The organism is Marinobacter sp. B-12, assembly GCF_056857915.1.
In genome coordinates, this window is record NZ_JBSXOB010000041.1 from 119,759 (window position 1) to 138,871 (window position 19,113).

17 protein-coding genes and 1 tRNA gene are annotated in these 19,113 nt (G+C 57.5%); 14 read left to right on the forward strand and 4 right to left on the reverse strand.

What is annotated here, in order from left to right:
• The first annotated feature begins 93 nt into the window (after positions 1-93).
• The 4 genes from mpl (at position 94) to AC13D2_RS06360 (ending at position 5,448) form a co-directional block, all read left to right on the forward strand.
• Entirely contained in the window at positions 94-1,488 is a 1,395-nt protein-coding gene (gene mpl, locus AC13D2_RS06345; RefSeq protein WP_292049723.1) for a UDP-N-acetylmuramate:L-alanyl-gamma-D-glutamyl-meso-diaminopimelate ligase, read from the forward strand.
• Between the two features lie 41 nt (positions 1,489-1,529).
• Positions 1,530-2,177 carry a flavin prenyltransferase UbiX gene (locus AC13D2_RS06350; protein WP_292049724.1) on the forward strand — a complete coding sequence of 216 codons (648 nt, stop codon included), beginning with the start codon at positions 1,530-1,532 and terminating at the stop codon, positions 2,175-2,177.
• A 118-nt stretch (positions 2,178-2,295) separates the two neighbouring features.
• Positions 2,296-3,441, forward strand: a complete 1,146-nt coding sequence (locus tag AC13D2_RS06355) for an acyl-CoA dehydrogenase family protein (protein ID WP_300496665.1) — start codon at positions 2,296-2,298, stop codon at positions 3,439-3,441.
• Between the two features lie 153 nt (positions 3,442-3,594).
• Positions 3,595-5,448 carry a hypothetical protein gene (locus AC13D2_RS06360; protein WP_300496663.1) on the forward strand — a complete coding sequence of 618 codons (1,854 nt, stop codon included), beginning with the start codon at positions 3,595-3,597 and terminating at the stop codon, positions 5,446-5,448.
• A 120-nt stretch (positions 5,449-5,568) separates the two neighbouring features.
• Here AC13D2_RS06360 and AC13D2_RS06365 read toward each other — a convergent pair.
• Positions 5,569-5,655 (reverse strand) — tRNA-Leu (locus tag AC13D2_RS06365).
• Positions 5,656-5,928: 273 nt separating this feature from the next.
• Between AC13D2_RS06365 and rnr the strand changes: the two genes are divergently transcribed.
• The 8 genes from rnr (at position 5,929) to alr (ending at position 14,241) form a co-directional block, all read left to right on the forward strand.
• Positions 5,929-8,547 carry a ribonuclease R gene (rnr, locus tag AC13D2_RS06370; RefSeq protein WP_292050074.1) on the forward strand — a complete coding sequence of 873 codons (2,619 nt, stop codon included), beginning with the start codon at positions 5,929-5,931 and terminating at the stop codon, positions 8,545-8,547.
• A gap of 3 nt (positions 8,548-8,550) precedes the next feature.
• The gene (rlmB, locus tag AC13D2_RS06375) at positions 8,551-9,288 is read left to right on the forward strand and encodes a 23S rRNA (guanosine(2251)-2'-O)-methyltransferase RlmB (protein ID WP_292050073.1); all 738 of its coding nucleotides are present in this window, start codon (positions 8,551-8,553) and stop codon (positions 9,286-9,288) included.
• Between the two features lie 232 nt (positions 9,289-9,520).
• Positions 9,521-9,937, forward strand: coding sequence for a 30S ribosomal protein S6 (rpsF, locus tag AC13D2_RS06380; protein ID WP_036203898.1), 417 nt, complete (start codon positions 9,521-9,523; stop codon positions 9,935-9,937).
• 29 nt (positions 9,938-9,966) lie between these two features.
• Complete coding sequence (rpsR, locus tag AC13D2_RS06385; RefSeq protein WP_007154918.1) at positions 9,967-10,197, forward strand: 30S ribosomal protein S18; 231 nt, start codon at positions 9,967-9,969, stop codon at positions 10,195-10,197.
• Positions 10,198-10,224: 27 nt separating this feature from the next.
• A complete protein-coding gene (locus AC13D2_RS06390) occupies positions 10,225-11,091 on the forward strand; it encodes a YybS family protein (RefSeq protein WP_300496658.1) in 867 nt (288 codons plus the stop codon).
• Between the two features lie 20 nt (positions 11,092-11,111).
• Entirely contained in the window at positions 11,112-11,558 is a 447-nt protein-coding gene (gene rplI / locus AC13D2_RS06395; protein ID WP_300496655.1) for a 50S ribosomal protein L9, read from the forward strand.
• Between the two features lie 185 nt (positions 11,559-11,743).
• Entirely contained in the window at positions 11,744-13,141 is a 1,398-nt protein-coding gene (gene dnaB / locus AC13D2_RS06400; RefSeq protein WP_036203907.1) for a replicative DNA helicase, read from the forward strand.
• Positions 13,141-14,241, forward strand: coding sequence for an alanine racemase (gene alr, locus AC13D2_RS06405; RefSeq protein ID WP_482938353.1), 1,101 nt, complete (start codon positions 13,141-13,143; stop codon positions 14,239-14,241). The genes dnaB and alr overlap by 1 nt, the downstream gene beginning before the upstream one ends.
• A gap of 4 nt (positions 14,242-14,245) precedes the next feature.
• Here alr and AC13D2_RS06410 read toward each other — a convergent pair whose 3' ends face one another.
• Positions 14,246-14,608 (reverse strand): hypothetical protein, encoded by a 363-nt coding sequence (locus tag AC13D2_RS06410; protein WP_300496648.1) that lies wholly within the window; start codon positions 14,606-14,608, stop codon positions 14,246-14,248.
• Positions 14,609-14,857: 249 nt separating this feature from the next.
• Here AC13D2_RS06410 and AC13D2_RS06415 point away from each other — a divergent pair, with 249 nt between their 5' ends.
• Positions 14,858-15,736, forward strand: a complete 879-nt coding sequence (locus AC13D2_RS06415) for a sugar nucleotide-binding protein (RefSeq protein ID WP_482938354.1) — start codon at positions 14,858-14,860, stop codon at positions 15,734-15,736.
• A gap of 21 nt (positions 15,737-15,757) precedes the next feature.
• Here the strand turns inward: AC13D2_RS06415 and fnr are convergent, their stop codons facing one another.
• Both fnr and fabB read right to left on the reverse strand, forming a co-directional pair.
• Positions 15,758-16,504: a fumarate/nitrate reduction transcriptional regulator Fnr gene (gene fnr, locus AC13D2_RS06420; protein WP_482938355.1), complete on the reverse strand. Its 747-nt coding sequence runs from the start codon at positions 16,502-16,504 to the stop codon at positions 15,758-15,760.
• 141 nt (positions 16,505-16,645) lie between these two features.
• Entirely contained in the window at positions 16,646-17,854 is a 1,209-nt protein-coding gene (fabB, locus tag AC13D2_RS06425) for a beta-ketoacyl-ACP synthase I (protein ID WP_482938356.1), read from the reverse strand.
• A 151-nt stretch (positions 17,855-18,005) separates the two neighbouring features.
• Between fabB and AC13D2_RS06430 the strand changes: the two genes are divergently transcribed.
• Positions 18,006-19,097 (forward strand): IS630 family transposase, encoded by a 1,092-nt coding sequence (locus AC13D2_RS06430; RefSeq protein WP_292046563.1) that lies wholly within the window; start codon positions 18,006-18,008, stop codon positions 19,095-19,097.
• Positions 19,098-19,113: the final 16 nt, after the last annotated feature.

The window sequence follows — 19,113 nt, forward strand, 5'->3', positions numbered from 1 at the left end:
TTTTTCATGACATCAAACGTCATAAGGAACGCTTGACGACCCGCATTCTATACGGGACGCTTTGCAGGTTTCATTCAAGAGGTCGATAACCGAATGCACATCCATATCCTGGGAATCTGTGGCACCTTCATGGGCAGTCTGGCCGTACTGGCGAGGGAGCTCGGGCACACCGTGACGGGCTCTGATCAGGGGGTTTACCCGCCCATGAGTACCCAGTTGGAGGCCCAGGGGATAGGATTAATGGAGGGTTACGATCCTGACAATCTCAAGCCTCAGCCGAATCTGGTTCTGGTTGGTAACGCCATGTCACGGGGTAACCCGGAGGTGGAAGCGGTTCTTAACCAGAATATTGACTATATGTCCGGCCCGGAATGGCTGGCGCGAGAGGTTCTGCGTCATCGTTGGGTGCTGGCTGTCGCCGGAACCCACGGCAAAACCACCACAACCGCCATGCTGTTGTGGATCCTGGAGCAGGCCGGGCTGGAGCCGGGCTATCTGATAGGCGGGGTCCCCAATGATTTCCCGGTTTCGGCGCGATTGGGTAACAGCGACTTTTTCGTTATTGAGGCCGATGAATACGACAGCGCCTTCTTTGACAAGCGCTCCAAGTTTGTCCACTACCGCCCCCATACCCTGATCCTCAACAATCTAGAGTTTGATCACGCGGATATTTTTGACAACGTTGAAGCCATTGAGCGTCAGTTCCATCATCTGGTGAGAACGGTGCCGTCCCGTGGGTTGATTGTGCGCCCGGCCGTGGATACTCATCTTGACCGGGCGTTGGAGCTTGGCTGTTGGAGCAGTGTGCAGGCTGCCTCGGTGGGCAGCGAAGTGTCCTATATGGCCGACTGGCGGGCGGAGTTGTTGGCTGAGGACGGCAGTCGATTCATGGTATTACACCGCGAACAACCGGTGGCTTCGGTCAGTTGGTCTCAAACCGGCCTGCACAACGTGCGTAACGCCCTCGCGGCCGTTGCAGCAGCCCGCCATGTCGGTGTCACTCCGGACCATGCCGTGGCGGCGCTATGCCACTTTTCGGGTGTAAAGCGCCGGATGGAGCTGCTTGCGGATGTTGGTGGGGTCCGTGTCTACGACGACTTCGCCCATCACCCGACGGCCATCGCTACCACGCTGGAGGGGCTGCGCCACAAGGTGGGCGATGACACTATCCTTGCGCTGATCGAGCCACGTTCCAACACCATGCAGCAAGGTTTTCACCAGGAGAGCCTGTTGCCCAGTGCGGCAGCGGCGAATCAGGTATTCTGGGCCAATCTCAATCGCATGGACTGGTTGCCAGCATTAGTTGAGGGCAGTAGTCCCGGGGCGGAAACACCGGATCGCCATCGTGTCGGGGCCAGCGTTGAGGAACTGATTGGCCAGGTTCTGGATCAGGTATCCGGTCCCTGCCATATTGTCACCATGAGCAACGGCGGTTTTGGCGGTATTCACCAGAAGCTGATTACCGAACTGGAACGTAAATTCGGCTGACGGGGCATCCTGCCTCCGCTATCCAATCGGGAAACTTCAGTATGACCGCAGCGTCCGAAAACCAGCGGGTGATCAATCTTGCCTTTACCGGTGCCTCCGGCGCGCAGTATGGCCTGCGCCTGTTGCAGTGCCTGGTGGCGGCGGACTGCCGGGTGCATGTGATGATCAGCAAGGCTGCACAGGTGGTGATTGCCACCGAAACCGATCTGAAATTACCGGGCAACACCTCTGCCATGCAGGAAGCGCTTGCCAGCTATGCCGGTGCCCGTCCGGGACAGGTGCTGGTGTTCGGCCGGGAAGACTGGTTCGCCCCGCCGGCTTCCGGTTCGGGTGAAAAAGCTCCACTGGTGATTTGTCCCTGCAGTACCGGCACCCTGTCGGCCCTGGCCACCGGCGCCAGCAACAATCTGATCGAGCGCGCGGGAGACGTGGCCCTCAAGGAGCGACGGCAACTGATTCTGGTGCCCCGGGAAGCGCCCTTTTCGGAAGTGCACCTGGAGAACATGCTGCGCCTGACCCGCATGGGGGCGGTCATCATGCCGGCCAGTCCAGGGTTTTATCACCGGCCGAATTCCGTGAATGATCTGGTGGATTTCATCGTTGCCCGACTATTGGATCACCTGGGCCTGCCCCAGGATCTGATGCCGCGCTGGGGCGAGGAGAGGGCGAAAGCGAAACAGCCTGACTGAACCGATCGGTGATGGTTTTGGTCAGCCCGATTGATGCTTTTCATCATTGAGCGAAAACGCCCATCCCCCGAGACTTGGTGAACGACAACCACAACACAGTCATTCACCGAGGTACACCATGATTCCACGCACAGTCTTCGACGCCGACCTTGACGGCTTCCGGGATTCCGTTCGTAAGTTCCTGCAGCAGGAAGCTGCGCCCTACCATGAACAGTGGGAGAAGGATGGCCAGGTCAGCCGCGAGCTCTGGAAGAAGGCCGGCGAACTTGGTTTCCTCTGCCCGACCATGCCAGAGGAATATGGCGGCGTAGGCGCGGACTTCCGCTACAGCGCTGTCATCATGGAGGAGGTGTCCAGGGCGGGCCTGTCCGGCATCGGCTGGACCCTGCACTCCGATATTGTGGCCCCCTACATCCTTAACTACGGCTCCGAAGAGCAGAAGCAGTACTACCTTCCTAAGCTGGCAACCGGTGAAATGATTGGCGCCATCGCCATGACCGAGCCAGGCGCTGGCTCCGATCTGCAGGGTGTAAAAACCACGGCGGTTAAAAGCGCGTCTGGCGATCACTATGTGCTTAACGGCTCCAAGACGTTCATTACCAATGGCCAGTTGGCGGACCTGGTGATCGTGGTGGCCAAGACCGACCCGAAAGAAGGTGCCAAGGGTACCAGCCTGCTCCTGGTGGAGACCGCCTGGGAAGGCTTCGAGAAGGGACAGAACCTGAATAAAGTGGGTATGAAGGCCCAGGATACCTCCGAACTGTTTTTTCAGGACGTAAAAGTGCCGGCGGATAAGCTCTTGGGCTCGATGGAAGGCCAGGGCTTTTTCCAGTTAATGGCGGAATTGCCGGCGGAACGTCTGCAGGTGGGCCTGACCGCCGTTGCTGCGGCAGAAGCCGCCTGGCAGTGGACCCTGGACTACGTCAAGGAGCGCAAGGCTTTTGATAAGCCGGTGATTGCGTTCCAGAACACCCGCTTCAAGATGGCGGAGATGAAGGCGGAAATCACCGCGGCCCGGGTCTTCTGCGACCGTTGTCTGGAGTTGCACCTGGACAAAAAGCTGGATATTCCAACGGCAGCCATGCTGAAGCAGCACACAACCGACCTGCAGTGCAAAGTCATGGACGAGTGCGTACAGCTTCACGGTGGCTACGGCTACATGTGGGAGTATCCCATCGCCCGTGCCTGGGCGGACTCGCGGGTGCAGCGTATTTACGCTGGCACCAATGAGATCATGAAAGAGATTGTTGCGCGTTCGTTCTAGTAGGCGCTTTTGCCTGTCAGCGCGCCGCCGGGACAGCTCCCGCGGCGCGTTTTCGTTACCTAAGTTTACAAATTGCCAAACCTATCAAGGTTCCCCCCGGCAACATCCCCTACAGTAGCGGCACAACCTCTAACAAGGACAATGGTTGCCGCGATGAAACGCCTGCTCCCCCTTTCAGTTACCCTGCTCACGCTGGCCCTCACCGGTTGCGGCGAGGAATCCGACAAATCACCGGTTGATGGCCGTGATTTCGACGCCGAGGATTACAGCGAGCCCGAGCCCTATACAGGTCGGGTGATTGATGGCTACCTGCGCAATGCCAGAGTGTGGCTGGACATGGACGGTGATAGCCAGTACACGCCGGGCCCGATGACCTTTGAAAACAGCGCCGGTACGGCAATAACCCTGCGGGATGGAGAACCCACCGCGTTAACGGGAGAGGGTGGCGTCTTCTCGCTGGATACCGCGGAACTGGTGCAGGACCCGTCCGTATCCCCGGATATTGATCCCAGGGACTTTCCGCTGTTTGCCGTGGTACTGCCTGGCCAGACCACGGAGCAGACCCGCATCGGGGAAGTGGTGCTGGAAGACGCCTACCTGCTTAGCGCGCCACCTGGCGTGCGCAATGTCACGCCATTGAGCCACCTGGTACGGCAGCGCCGCCTGATTGGGTTGCAGGATCTTTCGGTCATCAATACCGATCTGTCTGATGCCCTTGGCAACGTGAATCTGGTCAGTAACTATATCCGCTCCGGTGATCACCGTGCCCACGCATACGCCCGCGCCTTCGCCCGCTTCATGGCCAGCCAGTTTCCGCCGGAGTATGCCAATCTCCTGCGCAATGGCGACGGACGCGAACGCTACCTGAGTGAAGAGGCGGTTTATCTTCTGGGGATATCCTTTGCCCGCAATGCCCTGGAGGTGGTTCAGGTGGTTGATGCCGCTGCCTCCCAGGGAAACTACGAGAACATCAATATTGATGAACTGGCATTGCCGGAAGTGCCAATTGAGCTGGACGATCCGGTTATCCTTGAGCGTCAGACCGTTCTCGCCAGGGGGGAGGGGAGCGAGTTGCCGGCCACGATGTCCAACCTCAGCGTGTCCGCCGAACTGGAATTTGACTACTCGGAAGATGGCCGTTTGACGGCCGTGACGGCAAACGGGTGCATGATGCCGTCAATGCGGGAAATGGCCCGCTTGATCAATGCCCGTGGCAAAATCGCCGATACCGATGTGCAGTGGATGCCTTCGATATCACTGTCCCAGGAGAGTGCCAGCTACCATGAGGCTGAAGGGGCCGATGAGCGGCTGACATTCAACTGGCAGGACCGTACCGCGACGTTTGAAACCACCACCACCTGCCATCCGGGGCTTGCGGCGTCCTCGGCATTGGGTGGCCCGCCGGCGATCCGCTACGAGTGGACCATGGCAGATGCCCGGGTCGAGTCTCTGACGGCAGCCTCCGACAGCAAGACGGAAGTTCTGCGCCCTGACTATCAGTTTGCCAACGATGCCTTTTTCGGTTTCACGCGTTCCGTCGATAGCGCTGACGAGGAGATTGTGGCGCTCACGAGCAGCGTCCAATCCTGCGAAGGGGATATTGATCCAGAGGATGTCGATGCGGCGCAGGTGGTGTCTTCTCAGCAGCCTTTCACGGTCACGGGCAGTATCACGCTACCGGACGGGTTCACCGAGACGACTCTGGAGTTTGATACTCGCAATGACCGTTTCCGGCCGCTACGGTTTGGCTTCCTGGATGAAGAAATGAGCTCCACACCTGGGGTCAGCAATACAGAAGGGTTTGACTGGGCGTTTTACTACCCGTTCGACAACTCCAGCGAGTTTGTGGCGGACCAACCCAACCTGATCAACATCGCCTACCTGAATCGCCATGGCGGCAGCCGGGCCTGTGGACGGGAGTTCGAAAGAGCGCCGTCTGCGGCCTATGCCCGGGTGAACTATACCTATCAACGGCTTTCGGAATACTTGTCGGGACTGGTGGAATAAGGCAGGGGCGCGGGCTGGCTCTTGGCGAACGTGTGGACAGCCATGCGTTTGCGAGCGCAGGTTTGTTGCGACATGTGCTTATAAAGGAGTTGGATTCGTAACACTTCCTGGGGAAGGAAGTGGTGCCGAGGAGAGGACTTGAACCTCCACGGGGTTGCCCCCACTAGCACCTGAAGCTAGCGTGTCTACCAATTTCACCACCTCGGCAGGTGATTTGCAGTCTCTCCGGTGGGCATTCAAACGTTTTACTTCGTTGAATTTCCGGGCTTTCTGCCGCGGCTGCGGGCATTGCCGTCAACCAATGGCGCGTACTTTAATCATTCGGAAAAAGCCTGTCAAATATTTTTTGTCCCGCCAGGGCCGGTTTTTATGCCTATTTTAGGCGGTCGGTTAGGCAGGCAGGTGCTGGCAGCGTTATACTCCTTTGCAAACGCAATATAACGATTGATTTCCAGCAGGGAAGTCAGACTAAGGATACGAATGGTTTCCAGAAAGAAGACGGACAAAGACCCACATGCGCAGCGTGAGGCCAGCAAATACGACAACCCGATTCAGAGCCGGGAGTTCATTCTCGACCATCTGAAAGAACGGGGGGCGCCGGCTACTCATGAGACGCTGTGTGGTGAACTGGGGCAGCAGTCCGAAGAGGGCATAGAAGCTCTGCGCCGTCGGCTGATCGCCATGTGCCGGGACGGACAATTGATCTGCAATCGTCGGGGAGCCTATCTGCCTATTGAAGAAGCGGATCTGGTCACTGGCCGTGTTACAGGGCATAAGGACGGGTTCGGCTTCCTGATTCCCGACGACGGCGGCTCGGATCTGTTTCTGACGGCTCGCCAGATGCGTCAGGTCTTTCACGGTGACCGGGTTGCCGCCCGGGTGGATCGGGTGGACGATCGTGGTCGGCGCGAAGGTGTGATTGTAGAAGTACTGGAGTATCGCACCCATCAAACCGTTGGCCGTCTGTTTCAGGAAAGCGGCATCTCCTTTGTGGTTCCGGAGAATGCCCGTATCAACCACGAAGTATTGATCCCCGCAGAGCATATTAATGAAGCGCGGCACGGCCAATACGTCGTGGTCGACATCCTGCGCCAGCCTACGGTGCGTACCCAGCCAACAGGCAAGGTGGTTGAAGTGCTCGGTGAGCATATGGCGCCAGGCATGGAAATCGATGTGGCCATCCGGTCCTACGATATCCCTCACAGTTGGCCGCCGGCCGTGGGCGAGCAGATTGCCGGTATCGCTGATGAGGTTACCGAAAAGGACAAGCAGAATCGGGTGGACATCCGCAACCTGCGTCTGGTGACCATCGATGATGAAACCGCCCGGGATTTTGACGACGCGATCTATTGTGAGCCGCGCCCGCGCGGTGGCTACCGCTTGCTGGTGGCGATTGCCGACGTGTCCCATTACGTGCGTCCCGGCTCACCGCTGGATGAAGAGGCGATTAACCGTGGCAACTCCGTGTATTTTCCGGATCATGTGGTGCCCATGCTGCCGGAAAAACTGTCCAACGGCTTGTGCTCCCTGAATCCGGGTGTGGATCGGCTGTGCATGGTGGCGGATATGACCATCAGCGCCAACGGCAGCGTCAGCGGCTATACCTTCTATCAGGCGGTGATGCACAGTCACGCGCGACTGACCTACAACAAGGTCAGCGACATGCTTGAGCGACCGGATTCCGAGCCGGGTTACCGGTTGTCGGAACAGTACGCTCATGTGCTGCCGCACCTGCACAATCTTTACAACCTGTACAAATTGCTGCGCAAAGCCCGGACGGAGCGTGGCGCCATCGATTTTGAAACCACGGAAACCAAGGTGGTGTTCGATGCCAATCGCAAGATCGAGGAAATCGTTCCGGTCCAGCGCAACGATGCCCACAAGATTGTCGAGGAGTGCATGCTGGCCGCCAACGTGGCGACGGCACGATTCCTGAAGAAGCACAAGGTGCCCTCCCTGTACCGTGTGCACGATGGCCCGTCGGAAGAACGGCTTAACGCTGTGCGTCTGTTCCTGGGCGAGCTGGGTTTGCAGTTGGGGGGAGGCGACAAGCCAGCCTCTGCTGATTATCAGGCGTTGTTATCCAGTATCTCGGACCGCTCCGATGCCAACGTTATCCAGACCGTAATGCTGCGCTCCCTCAGCCAGGCGGTGTACAGTCCGGACGAGGGTGGCCATTTCGGCCTGGGATTTGCCAGCTATGCCCATTTCACCTCCCCGATCCGCCGTTATCCGGACCTGATTGTGCATCGCGGCATCAAATCCGTGATTCACGGTGAGGAAGGAGGTAAGGATGTAACTGCACCGCCAAAGCGTGACCCAGAGCTGGCGGAATACCCCTACGATACGGCCCGCATGCATCAATTGGGTGAGCACTGTTCCATGACGGAACGCCGCGCCGACGATGCAACGCGGGACGTGATGGCCTGGCTCAAGTGCGAATACCTCAAGGATCACGTGGGCGAGGAGTACGACGGCGTGATTGCAGCCGTTGTGCCTTTCGGCTTCTTTGTGGAGCTTTCCGGAGTTTACATTGAGGGCCTGGTGCACGTGTCTACCCTCAGTGGTGACTATTTCCATCACGACGCTGCCAAACATCGCCTGATCGGAGAGCGTACCGCTATGAGCTTCCGGTTGGGCGATGAGGTCCGCGTGAAGGTGGTGCGTGTAGGCATGGAAGACCGCAAGGTCGACCTGGAGCTGGTGAGCGAGCCACAGCATCGCCAAGCTGACCGGGATGCGCTGGAGGTCACCAAGCGAGAGCCGCGGGACAAGGGCAAGGGCAAGGGCAAAGGTAAGGGGCGAGGTAAGGGTGGCAAATCCACCGCTGGCCGTGCCCCGAGAGTTGACCGGGACAAGGCTGGTGATACGGCTGCCAAACCCCGCCGCAGGAAAGCGACTGGCTCAAAGTCTTCTGGCAAATCGGAGGCATCCGACGCGGTCACGCCAACATTCGATGATGATGGCGAGATGTCGGCCCGTGACAAGCTGGTGGCGGAAGCGGCCAAGCTCGCACTGGGTAAGGGCAAGAGCAAGAAGGCGCCGGCTAAAACCGCCGGCGCTGACAAGAAACGAAAGCCCCGCAAGTCAGGAAAATAGGCCGTGTCTGAAGAATACATTTTTGGCTGGCATGCGGTTGAGGCCGTCCTCAAGCGCGAGCCGGAACGTTTGCAGCAGGTGTGGATTCAGACGGGGCGCGAGGACCGCCGGGTCAAGACCGTCACCGATGCCCTCAATGAGCTTGGGGTGCGCTGGAAGGTTGTGCATCGCAAAGAACTGGATCAGCACGTAGCCGGCGTACATCAGGGCATTGTGGCTGCGGTTTCTGAAAGCCGTGAATGGAGTGAGGATGATCTCCTGGCCATGTTGTCAGGGTCTGACAAGCCGCCGTTTCTGTTGATCCTGGATGGTGTGACCGATCCCCACAACCTGGGCGCCTGCCTGCGAACCGCTGATGCCGTGGGTGTCCAGGCTGTGGTCGTGCCCAAGGATAAATCCGCGTCGTTGTCGCCGACCGTCAGGAAGGTGGCCTGTGGTGCGGCTGAAACTGTGCCTCTGGTACGTGTCACTAATCTTGCGCGGTTTATGCGCACGATCAGGGATGACGGCGTCTGGCTCATTGGCACCGCTGGCGAAGCGGACAATACCCTGTATCAGGCGGACTTTACCGGCCCGGTTGCTCTGGTAATGGGTGCTGAGGGCAAAGGTATGCGTCGCCTGACCAGGGAACACTGTGATCTGTTGATCAATATCCCCATGCTTGGCCACGTGGACAGTCTCAATGTGTCGGTGGCTACTGGCGCCTGCCTTTACGAAGCCCTGCGTCAACGGCTTGCATAGTATCAGCCACACGCCTAGAATACGTGACCCCCTTTTTAGGGGGCGGTGTTGTATTGCCTGAAATCCTGGTGGTCAATATCGGCTTTTTGAGCAGGCTTTATACGTAATGTCTTGTTGATAAAAGCAAAAAGAAGCCGGCAGCTTTGCCTGCCACCTCCTTGCTTCTTGCATTTGCCCTGTTTGTTGAAACCGGTGCCTGTGCTGGAGGCTGTTCAAACCGTAGGGAGAACTCATGCGTCACTACGAAATCGTATTTATGGTACACCCGGATCAGAGCGAGCAGGTGCCCGCGATGATCGAGCGCTATACCGGCGTCATCAATGAAGATGGTGGCAAGGTACATCGCCTGGAAGATTGGGGCCGTCGTCACCTGGCTTACCCGATCAACAAGATCCACAAGGCTCACTATGTTCTGATGAACATTGAATGTTCACAGGCAGCGATGGACGAGCTGACTCACAACTTCCGTTTCAACGATGCCATCATCCGCGACATGATCCTGCGCCGCGATGGTGCCGACATTGAACTGTCCCCGATGAAAGCTTCCGAGTCCCGTGAAGACCGTCGTGGCGGCGATGATCGTCCGCGTCGTTCAGCCGAATCTGACGAGCCACGTCAGCAGGCTGAAACCCAGGACGAAGAAGAGTAAAACCATCACCGGAGTTGAGGAGTTAAGTTATGGCTCGTTTTTTCAGACGTCGTAAGTTCTGCCGCTTCACGGCAGAAGGTGTTAAAGAGATCGATTACAAGGATCTGGACACCCTGAAAGGTTACATCACTGAAACCGGCAAGATCGTGCCCAGCCGTATTACCGGCACCAAGGCACGCTATCAGCGTCAGCTGGCTACCGCTATCAAGCGTGCCCGCTACCTGGCACTGCTGCCGTATTCGGACAGCCACGATAACTAAGTAACAGAATAAACAGGACCCGGGACCATGCGTGCACTGGCACAGTTTGTAATGCGCGGTCCTTTGCAGGCAGGCGGGGTGGCAGCAGTTACGACTGCAATACCCTTGTTGTTCTGGATAGGTGCGGCGGTTATTGGCCTGGTCATTCTCAGACTGGGTATCAGCCAGGGGCTTAGTATCGGCCTCTGGGCGTTGCTTCCGGCACTAGGCTGGAGCTGGTTCGGGCAGGACCCGACGGCACTGGTGGTGTTGCTTCAGGCAATGTTAATGGCGTCCATCCTGAGAACGACCCTGTCCTGGGAGAAGGCGCTGCTCGCAGGCAGTTTCCTGGGGATTGTGACAGGCTTGATGTTGCCCTTGGTGTACCCGGATCTGTTGAACGATCTGGTGCAGGCCGGGGTGAGATTTTACGAAGAGTACAACGCCGAAATCGCCAGTAGTCTTGGCAGTGAGCTGGAAACAGTCATTCGGCAAACCATGAATGCGAGCATGGCGGGCACCTACCTGGTAATCGGGGTGTGCATGACCATGCTGGCGAGATCCTGGCAGGCCGGGTTGTACAACCCCGGCGGATTCCGGACCGAGTTTCACTCGCTCCGGCTGTCACCGGCAATCGCGGTTATTTGTGTGATTACCATGGTGGCGGGGCCCGTTCTCGGGTTGAATTCCATGTTGCTGGGCTGGGTTGGAGGTTTGCCGCTGTTTGTGGCGGGCCTGGCCCTGGTTCATGGCGTTGTCGGTCGTAAAAATCTGAGTGGTCAGTGGTTGGTGTTGTTCTACCTGGCGCTGGTACTGCTTGGTCCAAGCCTGATGATTCTGTTGGTAGTTCTGGCTTTTGTGGATAGCTGGCTGGACATCCGGAGGCGAATGAAGCCCTCCGGCCCGGCTGAATAAAGCACGAAGAGGTTAACGAGATGGATGTTATTCTGCTCGAAAAAGTAGCAAACCTTGGTTCACTGGGTGACAAGGTCAAGGTAAAGGCCGGTTACGGTCGTAATTTTCTGCTGCCTTATGGCAAGGCTGTTGCGGCAACCGCTGACAACCTGAAAGCGTTCGAAGAGCGCCGTGCAGAGCTGGAGAAGGCGGCAGCTGAAAAGCTGGCTGCGGCCCAGGCTCGTGGCGAAGCTCTGGAAGGCGCCTCAGTCACCATCACCTCCAAGGCTGGTGAAGAAGGCAAGCTGTTCGGCTCCATCGGCGTGCGTGACATCGCAGATGCGATTACCGCCACTGGTACCGAAGTTGAGAAAAGTGAAGTTCGTCTGCCCGAAGGCCCGCTGCGCGTGGTTGGCGAGTACGAGATCGAGCTTCAGCTGCACTCTGACGTAACCGTTCACATTAACCTGGCTGTTGTAGCTGAGTAAATTGACGGTTTAGTCTGAACATCGGGTTACTATCCGGTGGCAGCCATAACAGGCCCGGAATCCATTCAGGTGGATTCCGGGCCTGTTGCTTTCTGGTGTATGATTTGTGTTTTCCGTAGCTCTCCCATCGCATCGACAATCCCCGTAAACTGTCACGGATGTGATGCCCAGACGAAGACGTTTCCATGGCCAACCCGAATTTCAAACCGGTAAACAGCGACCCTGAGACCAGCCGAATCAAGGTTCCACCTCATTCAGTGGAGGCCGAACAGGCGGTGCTTGGTGGCCTGATGCTGGACAACCGCCGATTTGATGAGATCTCGGAGATCATTTCCGCTGGCGACTTCTACCGTCAGGATCACCGCCTCATTTTTGGTGCAGCCGAGCGACTGGCGGGCGAGAGCGAACCGCTTGATGTTGTCACGCTGACCGAATTCTTGGAGCGTGCCGGTGATATCGAAGACGCGGGTGGACTTTCCTATCTGGCAGAACTGGCCGAGAAAACCCCCGGTGCCGCCAATATCCGCGCCTATGCCGAGATTGTGCGGGAGCGCTCTATCCTGCGACAACTGGTGCAGGTGTCCGGCGAGATATCCGATTCGGCGTTTAATCCCCAGGGCCGGAACAGCAACGAGATCCTGGACGAAGCCGAGCGTAATGTCTTCCAGATCGCCGAATCTCGGGTCAAGGAAGGCTCCGGCCCCCAGGCTATCAACCCAATTCTCACCAAGGCCCTCAGTCGCATTGAGGAACTGTTCGAGTCCGGCGAGACTACAACGGGTCTGACAACGGGCTTCAAGGACCTGGATGAGTGGACGTCGGGGATGCAGCCCTCGGATCTGTTGATCGTGGCGGGGCGACCGTCCATGGGTAAGACCACCTTTGCCATGAACATCGTCGAGAATGCCTTGATAAGCACCGGTGCGCCGATTCTGGTGTTCAGTATGGAGATGCCGGCGGATGCGCTGGTCATGCGTATGCTGTCGTCCCTGGGGCGTATTGATCAGAGCCGGATTCGTAGCGGTAAGCTGGAAGAAGACGATTGGCCCAGACTGACATCCGCGGTGAGTCTGCTGAAAGACAAGCCGCTCTATATCGACGACACACCTGGCCTGAGCCCAACCGAAATGCGTTCCCGGGCTCGTCGTATTGCCCGGGAGAACGAAGGCAAGCTTGGCCTGATCATGGTGGATTACCTCCAGTTGATGCGGGTGCCCGGAAACACCGAGGGTAGGACCGCCGAGATTTCCGAGATCTCCCGTTCCCTGAAAGGGATCGCCAAGGAACTCAGTTGCCCGGTCGTGGCGCTTTCGCAGCTGAACCGGAGTCTGGAGCAGCGGCCGAACAAGCGCCCGGTCAACTCGGATCTGCGGGAATCCGGCGCCATCGAGCAGGACGCGGACGTCATCATGTTTGTCTATCGGGATGAGGTCTACAACGAGGACACCTCCGACAAGGGCATTGCCGAAATCATCATCGGTAAGCAACGTAACGGCCCCATTGGTACTGTGCGACTGGCCTTCATCGGCAAGTACACCAAGTTCGAGGATCTGGCCCACGGCGATTACGGCGGGGATTATTAATGCCACGGAAGACCGTTGCCCGTATTGATACCCGTGCACTCCGCCACAACTATCGCCTCGCCTGCCGGCTGGCCAGCCCGGCCCGGGCAATGGCTGTTATCAAGGCTGATGGCTATGGTCATGGCATCCGTGAAGTCGCACGGGCCCTGGCGAGCGACGCCCCCAAGTTTGCCGTTGCCTGTCTGGAAGAGGCCCTGGCGATCCGGGAGGCCGGAGTTGATCATTCTGTGGTGTTGTTGCAGGGCATGCACAGCGCCGAGGATGTCGCGACTTGTGTTCGCGAAGGTTTTGAAGTGGTGGTCCACAGTGGCTACCAGTTGGACTGGCTGGCGCAGGCTGGTGAGACGCCGACGGTCTGGGTAAAAGTGAATACCGGCATGAATCGGCTTGGCTTCGCGCCGAGCGTACTGGCCGATGTTATGGCACGACTGGATACCATTGCCGCGGCGGAGAAGGTGGCGGGTTTCGTAACGCACTTTGCCTGTGCGGACGATATCTCCCGCGATGACACTGACCAGCAGACACGGATATTCAGTGAAGCAGTGGTGGACTGGCCTAAACTTGAGAAAAGTGCGTCAAATTCCGCCGCCCATTTTCTCCCCGCCCAGCCGTCGTTCGACTGGACCCGTCCCGGCATCATGCTTTATGGCGCCTCCCCGACCATGGGCAAGACGGGCCCGGAGCTGGGACTGGAAGCGGTGATGACACTGGAAGCCCCTTTGACTGCAGTGCGAACCCTAAAACCGGGAGAGTCCGTGGGCTATGGCTATACCTGGACCGCGACCCGGGAGACACGAATGGGAATTGTGGCCGCTGGCTATGGTGATGGCTATCCTCGCCATGCCGGTACAGGCACTCCAGCGTGGGTCGGCGGTAACCGCATACGCCTGATTGGCAGGGTGTCCATGGACATGCTGGCCGTGGACCTGACGGGTGCCCCTGACGCCTGTCCTGGCGACTCGGTGGAACTCTGGGGGCGGCATGTCAGTGTGGATGAAGTGGCGCAACACGCCGGTACTATTGGCTACGAACTGCTGACGGGAATTACAGCCCGGGTGCCCAGGCTGTACGAGGATTCTGGCAACGCTGCAGCAGGGTAGGTGGTCAGGAAGCAGCGGGTTCCGGCTCGTGGATGATTTCCTCGATGAAGTCGAGAATCGCGGCCAGGCTGCGGTCGTCCAGTTTCTTCAAGACTTTGTGGACGACCATCTTGCTGCCTTTGAGCATGCTGCTGATGCCCATTCTGGCCATACCCATCAGCATGCTGCTGGCATTCAGCCGGCGCAGGGGTTCCAGGAAAAAGAAATCCAGACCGTTGTCGGTCATCTCGACAATCAGTTCGAACAGTTTGTCGATGGCTATCTTGTCCGCCTTTCCCCGCTCCCGGAGCTCGTTGACGGTATAAAGTGCGCGGGTGCGGAGTTCATCCGGGATGGGGGCAACGATATGGCTTTGTTGTTTCAGCATGTAGGGTCCTGTTGTTGTATGCTCGTCAGGTCTGTTCAGTACTCCGACACGTATTCTATGAGGTGTACTTTGCGTGCCATTGGCTCTAACGGTATCGGGTGCCCGTCATATCAGTGATATCCCGGGTACGCGTTCCAACAAGCTGTGGGAACGATTACAGTGTGGTGAAGACATACATCAGTATACAGATGAAGTGGCAACGGTACTGTTACCCGTTGCGAAGATAGAAATCGGAGGCGGTGAGCGCTCGTGCACGTTCTTGTTGTTCATGATTATGGCCCGTTGGGGCGGGTATTGCTGGAGCGTTTGAGGAACACCTCGCTCCATGTCAGCCCGTTGCTGATCAGCGAGCTTGAAACTGCGGATCTTTCGGCGCTGGAAGGCTGGGTTCCCGACGATACCGACTTGATCGTGAATGCGCTTTGGCTTGCGGACCCTGAAAGTGCGGAAAAGAACCCCGAATTGGCTCACAAGGCGTCGTTTTCGTTGCCCGTGGCGCTGGCGGAGCATGCCTGTGAGCGCAATATCGCGTTGTTGCAGTTGTCGTCTTCCTACGTGTTCGACGGCCGAAAGCAGAGTGCGTACATTGCCTCCAATCCCGGTCAGCCCTGTAACGAGCTGGGTAACTGGCAATGGGAATGCGAGCAGGCGCTGAGAACGTTGTTGCCGCGGCACATTATTTTGAGGACGGGCTGGAGCCTGGGGCGTTTTGTCCGCAAGGTGCAGTCCGTTGCCGCAGAGTCCGACACCATCAAACTACCCGGCAAATGCCGTGGCCAACCCGTGACAGTCAGTGATCTTGCCCGGGTGATTACCGCGATTGTCCAGCAGATAGATTGCGGCGCGGAAGTATGGGGTACGTATCAGTATGCTGGCGCGGAGGACATCTCGCTCTATGAGTTGGGGCTTGCAATAACCGGTTTGAGGGGCATCCCCGATGGTATCCGGGTGGTGGATGAAACGCCCGCATGGGCAATCCTGGAGCCCGCGAACGCCACCATGATCTGCACCAAGATACGCAACACCTTTGGCGTAAAGCAACTCCCCTGGCGTTCGGGGCTTGCGGAGGAACTGGAGTTGTTATCTCTGAACGGCGGCAAGGAATTGACGGACGAAACGACGAGTTGATCTCCGGTTCGCCGGGGTTGTCTAGGCGTTCTGACGGGCGACTTCCCGTGTAACCATTTGCAGTGCTTCCACATTCAGCAGTTCGATTTCACGGCCCCTGGCGTTGATGATGCACTGATTCTGGAAACGGGTGAACACCCGGCTTACGGTTTCCACAGCGAGGCCAAGGAAATTGGCGATGTCACTTCTGGCCATCGGCAGGCTAAAGTTGGTGCCCGACATGCGACGGCGCTGGAACCTGCTGGAAAGAGACAGCAGCAGGGCGGCGACTCGCTCTTCCGCGGTATTCTTGCTCAGCAGCATGGCCAACTGGTGGCTGCCCTGAATTTCCTGGCCCATCAGGTTATACATGTGGTGCTGCAGGTTCGGCATCTTGCTGGTAAGTTCTTCCAGTCGGTTGACCGGAAACTCGCAAACACTGCTACGCTCCAGTGCCCTGGCGGTGCACGCATAGTGTTCACTTCCCATGCTGTCGAGTCCCACCAGTTCGCCAGGCATGAAGAACCCCGTTACCTGTTCCTCGCCGTTTTCGCTAACGATAGACGTCTTGACTGCGCCGCTTCTCACGGCAAAGCAGGAGCGGTAAGGCGTACTCTGGTCAAAAATATGCTCACCGCGATTGAAGATGCGACCCTGTTCCATAATGTCTTCGAGGCGATCCAGTTCGCTCTCCTCCACGGCCAACGGCAGGCACAAGTTGCTTAGGCTGCACTGGTGACAGGATGCTCTGAGAGGCGAAGCCTTGCGAAGTCGGATAGGTTGAGGCATTGCAGGTGCACCCCTAATAATTGATTCATATCAAAAGTGCACTTTATTACGGAAGGGGAGCCTTGCCAATGATCAATGATACGGAGAGCGACGCTCAGATACGCTGCCATCAGCCCTTTTGGGGCTGGTGGCAGGTCTTAGTCAGACTTTTCCGAATACCAGCGAAGCATTGGTTCCGCCGAACCCGAAGCTGTTGGACATCACCGTATTCAGTGGCGCCGCTTTGGAATCAGGCCCCACGACCGGCATGCCGGAAATGGTGTCATCCAGGTTTGTCAGGTTCTTGGTGCCCGCGATAAATCCGTTTTGCAGCATGATCAGTGAATAGATCGCTTCATGAACACCCGATGCGCCCAAAGAGTGGCCGGACAGGGATTTGGTGGATGAAATCTGCGGTACGTTGTCACCGAAGACGTTCCGTACGGCCTTCATTTCCGCCACATCGCCCACTGGCGTGCTGGTGCCGTGCGCATTGATGTAATCCACCGGCGCCTCAACCGTGGACAGCGCCTGTTGCATGCAACGCATGGCGCCCTCTCCAGAAGGAGCGACCATGTCATGCCCGTCGGATGTCGCGCCATAACCGGTCAGCTCGGCAATGATGGGGGCGCCGCGCTTGAGGGCATGCTCCAGCTCTTCCATCACCACCATTCCGCCACCGCCAGCAATGACGAACCCGTCACGGCCGGCGTCGAAGGGCCTGGATGCGGTTTCCGGAGCATCGTTGTACTTGGTGGAGAGCGCGCCCATGGCGTCGAACAGCATGGTCAGGCTCCAGTCCTCCTCTTCGCCACCGCCGGCGAATACAATGTCCTGCTTGCCGGACTGGATCTGCTCCGCAGCGTGGCCAATACAGTGGGCGCTAGTGGCGCAGGCAGACGACATGGAGTAGTTCACACCGCGAATTTTGAAGGCCGTGGCCAGGCAGGCCGACACGGTACTGGTCATGATCCGTGGCACCATGTAGGGCCCGATGCGTTTGACGCCTTTCTCACGCATGATGTCGACGGCCTCCACCTGGCTGGCGCTGGACGCGCCGCCGGAGCCAGCAATCAGGCCAGTACGGTCATTGGAGACCAGATCGTCCGTCAACTGTGAGGACGCAATGGCCTGCTCCATGGCAAGGTAGCTGTACATCGCCGACTGGCCCATGAAGCGTCGGGTCTTACGGTCGATGACCGACGTGTCCACATCAACGGAACCTGCCACCTGGCTGCGGAAGCCCATGTCACGATAGGTTTCATTAAACCGGATGCCCGATTTGCCGGCCCTGAGGCTTTCCAGCACCGCATCTGTGGAGTTGCCGAGGCAGGAAACAATGCCCATACCGGTAACCACAACTCGTCTCATACTTTCCTCCTTAGCAGGGCCTGCACCGCAAACCGGGCCGATCCCCTCTGTCTTTGATTATAACCATCAGTCTAGTGTTCCGTGCGGTTAATTCGCTGACTGATATCGGTTACAATGTAAGCCTATCGATCAACAAGAATAGGTTTCCACTGTGCCCAAACCTGCAGCGCCCTTTAACCTGACGGTACACGATCAACTGGAGCTCGAAGGCTGGTGCCGAACCAATACTCTGAGTCAGCATCTGGCTCAACGTGCCAGAATTCTTTTATTGCTGAATGAAGGCGAGACACCCCAATGGATCTCGGACTCGCTCCAGGTCAGCACTCAAACCGTATTCAAATGGCGCAAGCGCTACCTTGAACAAGGTCTTGAGGGGCTTTGTGATGCACCGCGCCCAGGTCAGCCCCGAAAACTGGACAACAAAACCGTCAAGAAGATTTTAGAGGACTCGGTCCACAAGGTCCCTAAAGAGGCCACACACTGGAGCATCAGTCTCATGGCCAAGCATGCCGGGGTGACGTGCTGGCAAGTGCGTCAGATATGGAAAGCGGCTGATTTGAAGCCGCACCGGCTCAGAACGTTCAAAATCAGTAACGATCCCAATTTTGCTGAAAAAGTGTGTGACGTTGTAGGCCTTTATATGAATCCGCCGGACAATGCACTGATTCTGTCAGTTGATGAAAAGACCCAGATTCAGGCTCTCGACCGGACGCAACCAAAATTACAGCTCAGGCCTGGGCAAGTTGAGCGTCACACACACGATTACAAGCGCCATGGCACGACCAGCCTGTACGCTGCCTTCAATATTTTGACGGGCAAGGTGATTGGCCGCATCACCCAGCGCCACCGCGCCAAGGAGTTTTTGGACTTCTTGCGACAGATCGACCGGGAGACTCCGAAGGCTCTGGATCTGCACTTGATTCTGGATAACAGCTCTACCCATAAAACCCCGGAGGTCAAAGCCTGGCTGGCCAAGCACCCTCGGTTCAAGCTGCATTTCACGCCCACGAGCGCGTCCTGGCTGAATGCGGTCGAGGGCTGGTTTGGCCAACTGGAACGACGAGCGCTTTATCGGGGTATTTTCACCAGCGTCAGCGAACTGAAGTCAGCTATTAAGAAGTACATCAAGGTTCATAATGAGACACTGGCCAAGCCATTCCGATGGCACAAAAGCGCCGAATCCATTATGACATCGGTCGCGAGGGCAAAGCTGAGTTTAATCGATAATAAGTCATCGAATTAACCGCACGGAACACTAG